At 73.1% G+C, this 15,477-nt stretch carries 12 protein-coding genes; 8 read left to right on the forward strand and 4 right to left on the reverse strand.

Annotation, left to right across the window (positions count from 1 at the left end; translation table 11 throughout):
• Nucleotides 1–24: 24 nt before the first annotated feature.
• The 6 genes from ACIBFB_RS00570 (at nucleotide 25) to ACIBFB_RS00595 (ending at nucleotide 6,145) form a co-directional block, all read left to right on the forward strand.
• A complete protein-coding gene (locus ACIBFB_RS00570) occupies nucleotides 25–894 on the forward strand; it encodes a spermidine synthase (protein ID WP_397224622.1) in 870 nt (289 codons plus the stop codon).
• A 117-nt stretch (nucleotides 895–1,011) separates the two neighbouring features.
• On the forward strand, nucleotides 1,012–2,232 hold the full coding sequence (locus ACIBFB_RS00575) for a sensor histidine kinase (protein ID WP_397224624.1): 1,221 nt from the start codon (nucleotides 1,012–1,014) through the stop codon (nucleotides 2,230–2,232).
• The gene (locus ACIBFB_RS00580; RefSeq protein ID WP_397224626.1) at nucleotides 2,229–2,903 is read left to right on the forward strand and encodes a response regulator; all 675 of its coding nucleotides are present in this window, start codon (nucleotides 2,229–2,231) and stop codon (nucleotides 2,901–2,903) included. The genes ACIBFB_RS00575 and ACIBFB_RS00580 overlap by 4 nt, the downstream gene beginning before the upstream one ends.
• A 201-nt stretch (nucleotides 2,904–3,104) precedes the next feature.
• Nucleotides 3,105–4,352 (forward strand): cytochrome ubiquinol oxidase subunit I, encoded by a 1,248-nt coding sequence (locus ACIBFB_RS00585; protein ID WP_397224628.1) that lies wholly within the window; start codon nucleotides 3,105–3,107, stop codon nucleotides 4,350–4,352.
• Between the two features lie 16 nt (nucleotides 4,353–4,368).
• Complete coding sequence (locus tag ACIBFB_RS00590; protein WP_397224630.1) at nucleotides 4,369–5,292, forward strand: cytochrome d ubiquinol oxidase subunit II; 924 nt, start codon at nucleotides 4,369–4,371, stop codon at nucleotides 5,290–5,292.
• Between the two features lie 499 nt (nucleotides 5,293–5,791).
• Nucleotides 5,792–6,145 carry a hypothetical protein gene (locus tag ACIBFB_RS00595; protein WP_397224632.1) on the forward strand — a complete coding sequence of 118 codons (354 nt, stop codon included), beginning with the start codon at nucleotides 5,792–5,794 and terminating at the stop codon, nucleotides 6,143–6,145.
• Between the two features lie 270 nt (nucleotides 6,146–6,415).
• Here ACIBFB_RS00595 and ACIBFB_RS00600 read toward each other — a convergent pair whose 3' ends face one another.
• The 4 genes from ACIBFB_RS00600 to ACIBFB_RS00615 form a co-directional block, all read right to left on the reverse strand.
• Entirely contained in the window at nucleotides 6,416–6,721 is a 306-nt protein-coding gene (locus ACIBFB_RS00600; RefSeq protein WP_397224634.1) for a Dabb family protein, read from the reverse strand.
• A gap of 470 nt (nucleotides 6,722–7,191) precedes the next feature.
• Complete coding sequence (locus tag ACIBFB_RS00605; RefSeq protein ID WP_397224636.1) at nucleotides 7,192–7,461, reverse strand: DUF6406 domain-containing protein; 270 nt, start codon at nucleotides 7,459–7,461, stop codon at nucleotides 7,192–7,194.
• 183 nt (nucleotides 7,462–7,644) lie between these two features.
• Nucleotides 7,645–9,951, reverse strand: a complete 2,307-nt coding sequence (secA2, locus tag ACIBFB_RS00610; protein WP_397225401.1) for an accessory Sec system translocase SecA2 — start codon at nucleotides 9,949–9,951, stop codon at nucleotides 7,645–7,647.
• A gap of 107 nt (nucleotides 9,952–10,058) precedes the next feature.
• Nucleotides 10,059–10,673 (reverse strand): GTP-binding protein, encoded by a 615-nt coding sequence (locus tag ACIBFB_RS00615; RefSeq protein WP_397224639.1) that lies wholly within the window; start codon nucleotides 10,671–10,673, stop codon nucleotides 10,059–10,061.
• A gap of 754 nt (nucleotides 10,674–11,427) precedes the next feature.
• Here ACIBFB_RS00615 and hisS point away from each other — a divergent pair.
• Together hisS and ACIBFB_RS00625 are read left to right on the forward strand one after the other, a co-directional pair.
• Nucleotides 11,428–12,756: a histidine--tRNA ligase gene (gene hisS, locus ACIBFB_RS00620; RefSeq protein WP_397224641.1), complete on the forward strand. Its 1,329-nt coding sequence runs from the start codon at nucleotides 11,428–11,430 to the stop codon at nucleotides 12,754–12,756.
• 164 nt (nucleotides 12,757–12,920) lie between these two features.
• Nucleotides 12,921–15,374, forward strand: a complete 2,454-nt coding sequence (locus ACIBFB_RS00625) for an ATP-binding protein (protein WP_397224643.1) — start codon at nucleotides 12,921–12,923, stop codon at nucleotides 15,372–15,374.
• Nucleotides 15,375–15,477: the final 103 nt, after the last annotated feature.

Here is a 15,477-nt window from a genome sequence, read left to right on the forward strand (position 1 = left end):
ACCGGCGATCCGGGGGGCGTGGACATGGGCAGGCGACGTGCGCGCCGACGGGACGAGGGCCCGGAGCCGGACGAGGCGTCGGAGCCGCCCGCCCCGCCCGGCACGGAGCTGCTCGCCGACGCCGACCGCCCCGATTCCTGGTTCCTGGTCGTCGCGGGCACCCCGCAGTCGCACGTGGACCTCACCGATCCCGAGCACCTCGACTTCTCCTACGTCCGGCGGATCGCGCACGCCGCCGACCTGGTCGCTCCCGAGGGCGAGCCGATCGACGCCCTGCACCTGGGCGCGGGCGCGCTCACCCTGGCGCGCTACATCGCGCACACCCGCCCGGGTTCGCGGCAGCGCGCGGTCGACGTGGACGCCCCGCTGGTCGAGTTGGTGCGCCGCAGGCTGCCCTGGGACCGTCGTGCCCAGCTGCGCGTGGGGATCGGCGACGCGCGCGCGTGGATCGCCGCCCGCCACGACGCCACCGCGGACCTCGTCGTCAGCGACGTCTTCGCCGGAGCCCGCACGCCCGCGCGTCTGACGTCCGTGGAGTTCTACGCCGAGGCGGCGCGCGTGCTGCGTCCCGGCGGATTCCTCGCGGTGAACATCGGCGACGGCCACACGCTCGACCACGCGCGCGCCCAGGTCGCCACCGCCGGCGCGGTCCTGCCGCATGTGGCGCTGACCGCCGAACCGGGGGTCCTGCGCGGGCGCCGGTTCGGCAACCTCGTCCTCGTCGCCGGGCACCGGCCCCTGCCCGTCGACGACCTGGACCGCCGCGCCCACCGCGACCCGGAGATGGCGCGCCTGCTCGCGGGCGGGGACCTGGACCGGTTCGCCTCGGGCCGGCCGCCGGTGCGGGACGCCGACGCCGTGGACTCCCCCGCTCCCCCCGACGGCGTCTTCTGACCGCGCCCTCCGTCTCCCCCGCCGCCCCCGCGTACACCCGCGGGAGTACGCGGGGGCGCGGAGAAGCCTCCCGTGGACGACGCGCGCCCCCGAGGGGCGCCCCGTACTGTCGGTGGTGTGGCAGCACTACTCCCGCGCCCGACGCGCACCGACACCTGGACCGCCCTGGCCGTCCTGGCCCTCTCGCTGGCCAGCACCCTCCTGCTGGAGCCGGACGCGTTGGTCGCCACGGCCGGGGCGCCCCGCCACGCCTGGCCGTGGGGGTACGCGCTGATCGTGGTCGCGTGCGTCCCGCTGTTCTGGCGGAGCCTGCCGACCCGTGTCGGCACGGCCGCGTCGATGGCCGCGGCGTCCCTGTACTACCCCCTGGGGTTCCCCGACGGCCTGGTGATGCTCGCCGCGGCGGTGATGCTCTACTCCCTCGTCCGGCACGGCCGCCGGGTCTTCGGCTGGGTGCTGGGGATCGGCCAGTTCGCCTCGATGAACCTGTACGAGCTGGTCTCGTCCGGGACGGTGCGTCTGGAGGCGGTCGGCCTCGTGGCCTGGGTGCTCGTCCTGCTGTGCACGGCCGAGGTGATGCGCTGGCGGGCGGAGTACCAGCGCGCCGACGCCGCGCGCGCCGCCGAGGCCGTGCGCACCCGGGAGGAGGAGCTGCTGCGGAGGGCCTCCGACGAGCGGCTGCGGTTGGCCCGCGACGTCCACGACACCGTCGCCCACAACATCTCCCTGATCAACGTGCAGGCCGGGACGGCGCTGTACCTGATGGAGAGCGAACCGGAACGGGCCGCCGAGGCCCTGGCCACCATCAAGGCGACGAGCAAGGACACGCTGACCGAACTGCGCGCCATGCTCGGGGTGCTGCGGTCGGTCGACGAGGCCGCGCCCCGTTCCCCGGTCCGGGGGCTGGACCGGGTCGGGGAACTGGTGGAGGGCGCGCGCCGGGCGGGCGTGGACGTCACGGTGGTGACGGAGGGCGGGCGCGGCCGCCTTCCCGTGGGCACGGACACCGCGGCCTACCGCACGGTGCAGGAGGCGCTGACCAACGTGGTCCGGCACGCGGGCGCGGCTTCGGCGACCGTGCGGATCGAGTACGGGACCGCGGCGCTGGAGGTGGAGGTCACCGACGACGGGCACGGCACGGTCGGCCCGCCCGTGCCCGGCAACGGCATCACCGGCATGGCCGAGCGCGCCGCCCTCGTCGGCGGCTCGGTGGACGTGGGACCGCTGGCGGGTGGAGGATTCCGGGTACGGGCGCACCTGCCGCTGAACGGCGGCGGGCTCCCCTCCGCCGCGGTCCCGGACGAGGCCGCGACCGCCGACGAAACGGAGTCACCGTGATCCGGGTGCTGCTCGCCGACGACCAGGCCCTGGTGCGCGCCGGGTTCCGCGCCCTGCTGGACAGCACGCCGGACATCCGGGTGGTCGCCGAGGCCGGAGACGGCGCGGAGGCGGTGCGGCTGGCCCGGGAGGAGCTGCCCGACGTCGTCCTCATGGACATCCGCATGCCGGGCGTCGACGGGCTGGAGGCGGCCGGGCGCATCCTGGCGGAGCGGGCGCTGGAGCGCACGCGGGTCGTCATCCTCACCACGTTCGACCTGGACGAGTACATCTTCGAGGCGCTGCGGGCGGGGGCGAGCGGGTTCCTGGTCAAGGACACCGAGCCGGGCGACCTGCTCCAGGCCGTGCGGGTCGTGCACGGGGGCGAGGCGCTGCTCTCACCGGGGGTGACGCGGCGGCTCATCGCCGACTACGCGCGCCGCCCCAGGAGCGCGCCCCAGCCGTCGACGCGGCTGAACGGGCTCACCGAACGCGAGCGCGAGGTGGTCGCGCTGGTGGGAGAGGGCCTGTCGAACGAGGAGATCGCCGCGCGCCTGGTGGTCAGCCCCGCCACGGCCAAGACGCACGTGAGCAGGGCGATGGTGAAGCTGGGGGCGCGCGACCGCGCGCAGCTGGTCGTCATCGCCTACGAGACCGCGCTGGTCACCCCCCAGTGGAGCCGGGGGGAGTGAGCGGCGCCCCCGGACCGGCGGCTCGGCGTCCGGGTCCCCTGACCCTCCCTCAGGGGCCTCCCCTACCCGCCCCGGAGTAGCCGCGCGGCGGCGACTACCACGGCGGGCGTGGACCGGGTGACGCCGACGGGACGACGCGCGGGGCCGGACCCGCGTCGGATGCTGGACCCCGTCCACGGCACCCGACCCCGAGGCCCGCCCATGTTCGAAGATCCGCTCCTGCTCGCGCGGCTCCAGTTCGCCCTGACAGCCGCCACGCACTACATGTTCGTGGCCCTCACCCTGGGCCTCGCCCCCTACATCCTGGTCACGCAGGCGGTCGCCGCCGTGCGCGGCGACCGGTCGCGGATGGCCGCGGTCCGTTTCTGGGGCGGCCTCTACCTGGTCAACTACGGCATGGGCGTCCTGTCCGGCCTGGTGATGGAACTCCAGCTCGGACTGAACTGGAGCGGGCTCCAGGAGGTCTTCGGCTACTCGTTCGCGGCGCCGATCGCGGTGGAGACGATGACGGCGTTCTTCGTCGAGTCCACGTTCCTCGGGCTGTGGGTCTTCGGCTGGGACCGGATGGGCCGCTGGGCGCACCTGGCGTGCTTCGCGGTGGTCACGGCCACCGCCTACGCGTCCGCGTGGTGGGTGCTGGTCGCCAACGGGTTCCTGCGCCACCCGGTGGGCTTCGAGATGGTGGACGGCACGGCGCACCTGGCGGACCCGGCGGCGCTGCTGGCCAACCCCGCCGCGGCGATGGCGTTCGGGCACGTCGTGACCGGCGCGACGCTGGTCGGCGCCCTGGTGGTCGCCGCAGTGAGCGCCTACCACCTGGCCCGGCGGAACGACCCGCACGGGATCTTCCGGCGGGGTGTGCGCTACGCGGCGATCACGGTCACCCTCCTGGTCCTGCCCGTGGCGGCCTTCGGCGGGCTGCAGTTCGAGTACTTCGGCGAGGCGCCGCCGACCAGCGGCCTGACCTACTCGGCGGAGGAGATCGCGGCGGTCGAGGCGGCGGCCGAGGGCGGCGGAGCCGAGGTGGCGGGCCTGGCCGGCGAGACGACGATGATCCTGGCGTGGACCCTGATCGCGCTGATCGGTCCGCTGATGCTGCTGGCGTGGCCGTTCGGCGGGCTCGACCGGTGGCGCTGGTTCCTCGCCCCGCTCGTGGCGGCCCCCGTCCTGCCGTACGCGGCCAGCGTCGGCGGCTGGGTGTTCCGGGAGACCAACCGCCAGCCGTGGGTCGTCGTCCACCACCTGACCACGGCGGACGCGATGACCCCCCTCTCGCCGGGGGCGGCCCTGGTCTCCTTCTCGCTCTTCACCGCGGCGTTCGCGGTGCTGGCCCCGGTCACCTGCTGGCTCCTGGTGCGCTACGCCCGGCGCGGTCCCGACGGCGGTCCCCTCGCCGAGCGCCGGGAGACCGCGTCCGAGGACCCCGCCGCCCCCGTCCACTCGTTCTGACCCCAGGGAGCCCACCATGGACGTCCTCTCCTCCGTACTCCTCGCCCTGTTCCTCGTCGGCTATCTCGTCCTGGCCGGATCCGACGTGGGTCTGAGCATGCTCATGCCCGCGGTGGGACGCACCCCGGGGCAGCGCCGCCGGGTGGTCGCCGCGATCGCCCCCTACTTCCTGGCCTCGGAGGTGTGGCTGGTCGCCGCCGTGGGCGTGCTGGCCGGGCTGTTCCCCGTCACCGAGCACCACGTGGTCGCGGAGCTGTGGCCGGTGCTCGTCGCCCTCCTCGCCGGGTGGCTGGTCCGCGACGCCGGACTGTGGTCGCGGGCGCGGGTCGACCGGCCGGGCTGGCGGGCCGTGTGCGACGGGGCCGTCGTCGCGGGCGGTTGGACGGTGGCCCTCGCGTGGGGGCTGGTCGTGGCCGGCCTGCTCACCGGGGGTCCGACCGCGAGCCCGTTCACCGTGGCGTGCGCGGCCGCCGTGGTCTGCCTGTTCGCCCTCCGGGGCGCGGCGTTCGGCGCGGAGCGTCTGGTCGGAGCGGACGAGTGCGACAGCGCGGACGCTGCGGCCCGGGCGACGCGTCCGCTGGCCAGGGCAGGGTTGGGCCTGGCGGTCGCCGCGGCCGCGGCGGCGTTCCTGCCCGGAGGCCCGGCGGGCGGGGCCGCGGTGGTGTCCCTCGTCCTGGCCGCGGTCCTGGTCGGCGCGCTCGCCGCGACGAGCGGGCTGACGGGGCCGATGCTGTCCCGGCACACGTCAGCGGTCGCGATCGCGGTCCCGGGACTGTTCGTGGTCCTGGCGGCGGACCTCCCGGTGGCGGCGATCCCGGCCACGACCGGCGTGTTCGTGTGGGCGGCGCTCGCGCCGATGGTTCCGGTCATGGTCATCGGACAGGTTTGGCTCTACCGAATGACACGCCGACCGGCGCCCGAGCCGACCTTCTTCGCCTGACGCCTCCCGCCGCACCCGCGCCCGGGAGTCGGCGAAGGCACAGGTCACCGCTGCTTCGGGCGACGACCGCCGATCACGGCCCGGCCCCGGACCGGCGCGCCGGGACCGGACCGACGGGTTGGGGCGCCCGGACAGGGGGCACCTCTCCGTCGGGATGCGCGTCCGTGGCGTCCCCTGTCGGATCAGGGAGCCGCGACGGGCCACGGGCGCCGTCGAGCCCGGAGGAGGGACCGTGACTCACTCCCTGACCACACACCCGATGAGCGGTTGCAACTGCGGCCCCGGCTGCGGTTGCGGATGCCAGAACGGCGGATCCTGCAACTGCGGCGGCAGCTGCTCGTAGGGACTCCGACCGACCGCCACAGCGACACTCCGTGGACGGGCCGCCGTTTCGGGCGGCCCGTTATCCACTTCCCCGCACCGCGACATTCCGCAACGATGGATATACCCTGTGTGACATCGCGAGGCCGCGTATCCACCCGGCGGGGGGAGATCAGCGATGTCATCGTTCACGACGCCAGCGCCACGGGGAGGGTTCACCTCCGAACACGCGCGACTGCTGCGCTGCGTCCAGGGAATCCGGGAGCGCTCGGCCCGGGCGGTCCCGTGGGAACCCGACACGGTCGGCCTCCCCAGCGCGGGCGGTTCCGACCGCGCCCTGGCCCGGATCAACGACGTCGCCTTCTACGCGAACGCGCGCGACGAGGTCGGGGCCCTCGCCGGGGTCTGCGTGGACCTGTTGTTCCTGCACCGCCCCGACGAGGACGGCGACCCCGAGCGGCGCCGGTGCCTGGGCTGCGAGCTGCCGTGGCCGTGCCTGACCTTCGGGGAACTCTCACGGCTGCTGGGCTGATCCCTGCCGCGGCGCCCGTCGGCGCCGCGTCCGCCCACCGCGGCGGACCCGGACATGGCGCCGCCCGGCGGGGTCGGGGCGCGATCCGACCGCACCGGGCGGCGTGCACTCGCCGTCCGTTGGCGCCCGATGACCGAACAACCGGGCGCCCTCACCGGGCGAGGTATACGCTGAGGTTAAACTGAAACGCGTTCTACTGCAAGCCCCTCGCTGGCCTGAAAAACCGAATGGGCCCAGCGAACCGCATGCGCTGGACCCATGGAACATGATCTACCCGGTGATCTCGACCGGGTACTGGATCGCGGCCCGGTCCGCCAGCATCGTCCGGATGACGGCCAGGGCGGCCTGGTGCGCGGGGTGGTCCCGGTAGGCGACGAACCCCGCCTCGTCGTCGACGTCGGCGACCACGGCGAAGTCGTAGGCCCCCTCGCTGATCCCCGCGTCCGGGCCGAAGGCGTAGGCCCGCAGTTCGGGAATGGCGCCGGGCAGCTCGCCGAGGAGCTCCTCCACCCGGGCGACCCCGGCGGGGGTGACGTCGTCCCGCCAGCGGAACAGTGCGATGTGTCGAATACCCATACGGGAGAACCTACTCCCCCGCCTCGACACGGGAACGGCCAGGCCCAGGGGCGGGGGACAGCCCCTGGGACCGACCGGGGCGGCGAGGCGCAGCGACCCGTGGACTCTCCGAAGAGCAGGGCCCTCCCCAACGCGACGGGGCGCGCCTCGCACCACCGACGTTAACGAGGCGGCGGTAACGCGAACACCCTCCAAGAGGTAACCGGAACATCTCGATTCGCCCCGTGGGCGCTCCGCGCACACCCTGATGACCTGCGGCGACACAACGTCACACCGGTGTCGCGACACCATCTCCCCCACCTGCCACACCCGCACCGGGGACCCCAGACGCCCGGGCGGGCGCCGGACGAGTCCCCGGGAATCCGCGGGGCGTCGCCGCACCGTCGCGAAATTCACCGGGGTTGCAAGGGGTTGCAATTCCCACCGAATGGGAGAACAAAAAAGCCCCGGGGGTTTCCCGGGGCGGCTGGTCAACTTATCCGTGTCGCCAGCAGATACGCGGACGGTGAATCCGCGTCGACGATATGCGTAACCCTCCAGGCCTGCCCGCCGACGGTGAAGACGTCACCGACTCGGACGTCGATCATCGGCGTGGGCCGCCACTCCTTCGGGCCGCCGATCTTGGCCACCGGCTGGCCGTCCTCCGCGATCCAGAACTGGCCACCGCCGACCGGACCGCCGGCGAAACGATCGTTCCGCCCGTAACTGATCTTCTCCTGCGCACCGATCTCGTGGACCACCGTGGTTTCAGTCCCAACCCGTCTCGGAATCCATTGAAAACGCAGCCGTGCGACCCGGACGCACGAAGAATCACGACGTTTTCTCACCGGGTCGCTCATTGAGCAGACTAGCCCACGGAAATAATGCGCGGGCGGGACCTTGGTCCCGACCCGCGCACCGAAACGGAAGATGTGACGCGCCTCTCAACCGCGCTCGGCGGTGCCCCTTCCGCCCTTCAGACGGCCCACCAGCGTCTCCAGCGCCGAGCTGAACGGGTGGTCGTGCACCATGTACGTCCACGTCATCGACGGGCGCTTGACGCCCACCTCGCTGACGTCCAGCTCACCGTCGCGCACCTCCAGCTCCTCGAAGCTCTCCGCGGCGCGCGCCCGCGCCTCGTCGAGGAAGCCCTTGAAGACCGGCACCGCCTCCCGGTTGAACTCGTCCAGGGGGTCGCGGCGGCCGAGGAAACGCAGGTGGATGCCCTCGCGCAGCTCCGCCAGGAACGCGTTGTGGTCGGTCCAGCCCCGGTCCAGGTGGTACAGGGTGATCAGGCGCGCCGCCCCGGCCACGGTCTCGTCGTCCAGCTCCTCGGTCAGCTCCCTGTGGCGGTCGGGGCGGTCCGCCCTGATGTGCCGGACGCCCTCGTCCCCGGTCAGCACCTTCTCGCGGTGCTCCAGCACGACGTCGCGCTGGACGTCGATGAGCTGGTTGTACCGCCACGTGTTGCGGTGCACCTCCAGCAGCTGCCCCTCGGCGACCCGCTGCGCGTGGTCGACCATGGCCAGCCAGCCGCTGTCGGTGATCTCGCCGTCGTCCGTCGTCCGGTAGCCGGAGGTCTCCGAAGCGTGGTTGACCAGCAGGTCGTCGTCCATGCTGACGAAGAAGATCGAGTCGCCGGGGTCGCCCTGGCGGCCCGCGCGTCCCCGAAGCTGCCCGTCCAGGCGGCTGGAGGGGTAGCGGCCGAAGCCCATGACGTACAGACCGCCCGCCTTGACCACGCGGTCGCGGTCGGACATGTCGCTGCCGCCGAGGCGGATGTCGGTGCCGCGCCCGGCCATCTGCGTGGACACCGTGATCGCGCCGTGGGTGCCGGCCTCGGCGATGATCGCGGCCTCGTCGGCGTCGTTCTTGGCGTTGAGGACCACGCACTCCAGCCCGGCCCTGCGCAACCGCTCGGCCAGGAGTTCGGACTCGGCGACGTCCTGGGTGCCGATGAGGATCGGGCGGCCGGTCCCGTGGACGTCCTCGACCTTCGCGATGAGGGCGTCCTCCTTCTCCTCACGCGTGGCGTACAGGCGCGTGCCGTGGTCCTCGCGCACGCACGGCTTGTTGTCGGGGATGACCGCGACCTCGAGCTCGTAGAACTCGCGCAGCTGTTCGGCCACGGCCATGGCCGTGCCGGTCATCCCGGCGCGCACGGGGTAGCGCAGCACGAGCGACTGCACGGTGATGGAGTCGAGGACCTCGCCGGTCTCGCTGAGCGCGACCTTCTCCTTGGCCTCGACGGCGGCCTGGAGGCCGTCCGGCCAGCGCTGGAGCAGGGCGATGCGGCCGCGCGACTCGTTGATCAGCCGCACCTCGCCGTCGCGCACGACGTAGTGGACGTCGCGCTGGAGCAGCACGTGGGCGTGCAGGGCCAGGTTGACCTGCGGCAGGACGGAGGTGTCGTCCTCCGAGTACAGGTCGACGCCGCCCAGGGCCTTCTCCACGGCGTCGATGCCCGCGTCGGTGAGCTGGACGTTGCGCCCCTCGCCGTCGATCTCGTAGTGCAGGCGCGGCTTGAGAGCGTGGACGACGTCGGCCATCTCGACGTCGGCGGCGACCGCCTCGGCGGCGCCGGCCAGGACGAGCGGCACGCGGGCCTCGTCGACGAGCACGGAGTCGGCCTCGTCGACGATCGCCACGGACGGCTCGGGCACCACGCGGTCGTCGATGTCGGTGACCATGCGGTCGCGCAGGACGTCGAAGCCCAGCTCGCTCACGGCCACGTAGGTGACGTCGCTGGCGTAGGCGGCGCGGCGGCCGTCGGAGGAGGACTCCTCGTTGATCCACCCCACGGTCACGCCGAGCATGTCGTAGAGCGGCCGCATCCACTCGGCGTCGCGGCGGGCGAGGTAGTCGTTGACGCTGAGGACGTGCACCCGCTTGCCGCGCAGCGCGAACCCGGCCGCGGCGAGCGCACCGGCGAGGGTCTTGCCCTCACCCGTGGCCATCTCGGCGACGTGCCCGTCGAGCAGGGCCATGACGCCCAGCAGCTGCGAGTCGAAGGGGCGCTCGTCCAGGGTTCGCCGGGCGGCCTCGCGGCCGACGGCGCACAACGACACGAGGTCGCCGCGTTCGTAGGGAAGCTCGGCGTTCCCGAGGTCGATGGCGCGGTCCGTCAGCTCGGTGTCGCTGAGCTCACGCAGACCGTCCTCCTCGGCCTCGATCGCCGGCAGGAGCTTGGTATAGGGCCGCAGATCCACCGCGCCTGGCTTGCCCAGGAGGCGGCGGACGCTTTCCGCCATTCGTCCGAACACCACGCCAGGGTAACGCCGAGCACAACCCCCCGGGTTCCCGTCGGGCGCCCCGTGTCCCGTCCGCGTGTCGACGACGGGCCGACACGCGGACGCGCTCAGGCGAGCTGCCGGTGCGGGCGCTGGCGCGCTTCCAGGGCCATGGCGTGCTTGACGAGGGTGACCAGGACCCCGACGACGGACTGGCGGTCGCGCGCGTCGCAGCGGACGATCGGCACGTCGGGGGTCAGGTCGAGGGCGTCGCGCAGTTCGGCCGCGGTGTAGGCGGCCTCGGGGTCGAAGTCGTTGACGGCGACGACGAACGGGAGGCGGTACTGCCGTTCGAAGTAGTCCAGCGCCTGGAAGGTGTCCTCCAGGCGGCGCGTGTCGGCCAGGATGACGGCCCCGAGGGCGCCCCGGACCAGGTCGTCCCACATGAACCAGAAGCGCTGCTGTCCGGGCGTGCCGAACAGGAACAGCGTCAGGTCGGTCTCCAGGGAGATCCGGCCGAAGTCCATCGCGACCGTCGTGCTGGTCTTGTCCGGTGTGTGGGAGAGGTCGTCGACCCCGACGCTGGCCTCGGTCACCGCGGCCTCGGTGCGGACCGGGGGGATCTCCGAGACCGCGCCGACGAACGTGGTCTTGCCGGCCCCGAAGCCGCCGGCCACGATGATCTTCGTGGAGAGTTCGGTCGGTGCCTGGGCGTGCTTCGAGCTGTTGGCTGGATGGATCACAGTTAGTCCTAGCGGAGAGTGCCGGGCGCGCACCACGGACGGTTGGCACGACCCGGGCTTGAGGGGCGCGACGCCCCCGGGTCCGAACCACCGCGAGGGGCACCGCCCCTGGAACCTAACACCGGATCGCCTTCCGTGAAGGCGATTCCGCGCAGTGTGACGCGACACCCACCCCCGGTCCGCGCAGGGGTGACGGCGCCCGGCCACGTCGAGGGGCCACGGGTCCGGGGGAGGCGGCACGTGGCGGGGTGTCCGCGAGCACGGACGCACCGTGACCAGCAAAGCACGGATCCGTACCCGCGTGGACCGACTTTACGACTTTGTGAGCGGCCGTATTCGGCCGCTTTCGGCCGCGCCGATCCCTGTCCGCGACCGGCGGCGGAGTCTACGGTGGAGGGCAGGGCACCCGCCGGAACACGGCCGTCAGGACTCCTGGCACGAGCAGGCGGCCGGAGCGGGCGCCCCCGGCGGCGCCCCCGGGCGTTCGTCCGCGCACCGACGCCTCGCTCTTCGGTGTCGGGGGCGGTCGGCGGCCCGAGGCAGACGTCCGCGGAACCCGTCGGCCCACATCCGTCCACGTGGGTCGGCGGGCTCTCCCCTCCCGTGCCGCCGCCGCGGACGACCGGTTCCGCGTGCCCGGTTGGCCGTAGGATGGACGCAGCCCCTTCCCGCGGACGAGCCGCACGTCGGAGCGCGGGAGCGACGGGGCACGGACCCGACCGTCGACCTCTCCCAAGGGAGCCGAGAACCCCACATGTCCGAGCAGCGCGTCGTCCGCCCCACTCCCATCAGCGGTTTCCCCGAGTGGACCCCCGAGGTCCGGGCCGTGGAGCAGCGCTGGCTGGACCATATCCGGGCCGGGTTCGAGTCCTACGGCTTCGCGTCCGTGGAGACCCCCTCGGTGGAGAACCTGGACGTCCTGCTCGCCAAGGGCGAGACCTCCCAGGAGGTCTACACCCTCCAGCGGCTCCAGGCCGACGCCAGGGACGACTCCGACGCCAGACTCGGGCTGCACTTCGACCTCACCGTGCCGACGGCGCGGTACGTCGCCCAGCACTTCAACGAGCTGACCTTCCCGTTCAAGCGCTACCAGATGCAGCGCGTCTGGCGCGGTGAGCGCCCCCAGGAGGGCCGGTACCGCGAGTTCACCCAGTGCGACATCGACGTCATCAACGTGGACTCCGTCCCGCTGCACTTCGACGCCGAGCTGCCGCGCATCGCGTACGAGGTGCTCAGCGGCCTCGACCTGCCCGCCTGGACGCTCAACGTCAACAACCGCAAGGTCCTCCAGGGCTTCTACGAGGGCCTGGGCGTCAAGGACCCCGTCGTGGTCATCCGCGCGGTGGACAAGCTGCACAAGATCGGCGACGACGGCGTGCGCGGCATCCTCCTCGCCGAGGGCCTGAACGACGAGCAGGCCGAGGCGTGCCTGGCCCTGGCCCGCGTGCGCGGGAGCGGCGCGGACGTCGCCGGGAAGGTCGAGGCGCTCGGCGTCGCCTCCGAGCTGCTCTCCGAGGGTCTGCGGGAGCTCACCTTCGTCCTGGACGAACTGTCCGACCTGCCCGAGGGCAGCGTGGTCGCCGACCTGTCCATCGCCCGCGGGCTGGACTACTACACCGGGACGGTCTACGAGGCGTCCTTCGACGACGACCCCGGTTACGGCAGCATCTGCGCGGGCGGTCGCTACGAGGACCTGGCGGGCCAGTTCATCCGCCGCCGCCTGCCCGGGGTGGGCATCTCCATCGGTCTGACCCGCATCTTCGCCAAGCTCGTGGCCGAGGGGCGGATCCGGGGGGGCCGGGTCTGCCCGACCGACGTCATGGTGGTGGTGCCGAGCGCCGAACAGCGCGCGGAGGCCCTGCGCACCGGGGCGCTGCTGCGCGGGCGCGGGTTCAACACCGAGGTGTTCCACTCCACGGCCAAGGTCGGCAAGCAGATCCAGTACGCGTCGAAGAAGGGCGTCCCCTTCGTCTGGTTCCCGCCCTTCGGCGCGGACGGGGTCCACGAGGTCAAGGACATGGCCAACGGCGAGCAGGGCCCGGCCGACCCGGCGACCTGGCGTCCCGCCGACGCCGCGCAGTAACCGGTTCCGGCATGGGCGGTTTCTGGCCGCTCGTGCCGGAACCGGCCATTCGCGAGACAGCCCCGGCCGGTCGGTGCGAGACTGGGGGCAGGCTGTTCTCCGTTCCGCCGCGCCCGCCAGGCGTGCGCGGCGCGGGCCGATTCGGTGTCCAAGTAATCGAGGCCATGTCTCATCCCCGCCACAACCTGCCCCTGTCCGCTGGCGAGTTCATCCGGTTCGTCGGACGTGAGCGCGACATCGTCGACCTGGGCCGCCTTCTCGGGACCGCCAGGATGGTCACGCTCACCGGGACCGGCGGCATCGGAAAGACGCGGCTCGCCCTCCACCTCGCCGAGCGCGTGCTCCGCCGGTTCCCCGACGGCGTGCGCTTCATCGACCTGAGCGAGGCCTCCACCCACGACCAGGCGCTGCGCACGGTCGCCAGCGGCCTCCAGGCCGTCGAGGACGACGCCCGTACGGTGTCGGAGGCGATCATCACCGCTCTGCGCACCCAGAACCTGCTGCTGCTCCTGGACACCTGCGAGCACGCCGTCGGGCCGATGGCCGAACTGTGCCAGGCCGTCCTGCGGGACTGCCCGCGGGTGCGCATCCTGGCCACGAGCCGCCAGCCCCTGCACGTGCCGGAGGAGAACATCTGGCGGGTTCCGCCGCTCTCCCTCCCCGCCCGGCCGACGCCCACCGACCCCTACGCCGCCGACCCCGCGCCCATCCCCCGCCGCGACACCCAGCGCTACGAATCGGTGCGCCTGTTCGTCACCCGAGCCCACGCCGCACGCTCCGGTTTCGAGATGACCCGTGAGAACTCCGGCTACGTCGCGGAGATCTGCCGGATGCTCGACGGCATGCCGCTGGCGATCGAACTGGCGGCGGCCCGCGTGCGCGTGCTGTCCGTCCAGCAGATCCTGCGCCGCCTGGACGACCGCTTCCGCCTGCTCACCAGCGACGGCTCCGACGACCTCCCCGCCCGCCAGCGCACCCTGCGCGCGGTCCTGGAGTGGAGCCACGACCTGCTGTCGGAGTCCGAACGCCGCCTGCTGCACCGGCTGTCGGTGTTCACCACGTGGTACCTGGAGGCCGCCGAGGAGGTCTGCTCCGGCGACGGCGTCGAACCGGCGGACATCCTGCCGCTGCACTTCTCGCTCGTGGACAAGTCGCTCGTGGTGATGGACGCCGAGATCGACGGCACCACGCACTACCGCCTCACCGAGACCGTCCGCGCCTACGCCGCCGAGCGCCTGGCGGAGGAGGGCGGCGAGGACGAGCGCTGGGAACGCTACCTCCGCTTCAGCGTCCAGCGCCTGGAGCAGATCTCCGCGGGCGTCGCCAAGCCGTTGACCTGGGAGGAACGCTTGGGACAGCTGCGTCTCCTCGACCACCACCGCGACAACCACGCGCGGGTCACCCAGTGGGCGCTCTCGCGCGGCCGCGTGGACGACGCCCTCCGGGTGTGCGTGGCGCTGCGCCCCTACTGGCTGGTCCGGGACCTGGCCGCCGAGGGGAGCCGCGCCCTGGAGAGCGTCCTGGACACCGACCCGGACCGGCAGTCGCCCGTCCTGCGCACCCGCGCCCTGGCGCTCCACGCCGAGCTGCGCCTGGACCTGGACCCCGCGCCGCGCGTCACCGCGCTGGCCCAGTGCGCGCTGGAGGCCGCGCGGGCCTGCCGTGAGCCGGGCGCGGCCGCCTCGGCGCTGACCACCCTGGCCGCGCTCGCCCTGCGCACGGGTGCGCTCGACGAGGGGCGGAGGCACGCCGACCGGGCCCGGGAGTGGGCCCGGAGCGTCGGCGACCCGATCACCGACGGGAGCACGCTGGGTGTGCTGGCCCAGCTGGCCCGCCGCCGCGGCGACACCGAGGAGGCCGTCCGGCACCTGGAGCACAGCATGGAGGTCGCTGAGGGTCTGGGCGACCGGTGGAGCGCGGCGCGCAGCCTGCACGGCCTGGGCTCGATCGCGGCCGAGGAGGGCGACCACGAACGCGCGCGGGAGCTGCTGTCGGAGGCGCTGGCGGTCTTCTGCGAGTTGGAGGCCGCCCCGGCGGCCGCCCGCTGTGCCCGCACCCTGGGCAGGCTCCTGCTCAACGACGGCGACGTCCTGGAGGCGCGCGATCCCCTGTCCACCTGCCTGCGGCTGAGCTTCACGTCCGGCCAGCGGATCGCGGTCGCCCGCGCCCTGGAGGCGTTGGCGGAGCTGGCGCTGGCGGAACGGGAGGCCGAACGCGCGGCGGCCCTGGCGGGCGTGGCCTCGGACCTGAGGACGTCGCTGGGGCGGCCGTCGGCCGAGACCGTGCGGCTGAGGTCGGCGGTGGAGCGGCGGGTGGGCGGCGCACGGGCCGCCGAGGCGTGGAACGCGTGGCGGCCCCTCCCCCTGGAACAGGTCCGGGACCGCGCCCTGGCCTTCCCCCGGGCCCCAGGCCGCGTCACCGGTCCGGAGTCCCTGACCCCCCGGGAGCGCGAGATCGCCGAACTGGTCGGACAGGGCCTGTCCAACCGGGAGATCGCCGATCGGCTGACCATCAGTCAGGCCACCGCCGCCCGCCATGTCGCGAACATCTTCAGAAAACTCTCGATTTCGTCGAGGACGCAGTTGACCGGCTGGACTTCCGCGACGGACTCCGGATGAGGGTCGGCGTGTTGTCCGGAAGCACTTGCACAGTGCGCGTGCACGCGCTAAACCAGAAACCCCAAGTACCACGTCCCACCTCCCTACGTGTTCGATCCCGCCC

This window comes from Nocardiopsis sp. NPDC050513, assembly GCF_044457925.1.
GTDB lineage: Bacteria > Actinomycetota > Actinomycetes > Streptosporangiales > Streptosporangiaceae > Nocardiopsis.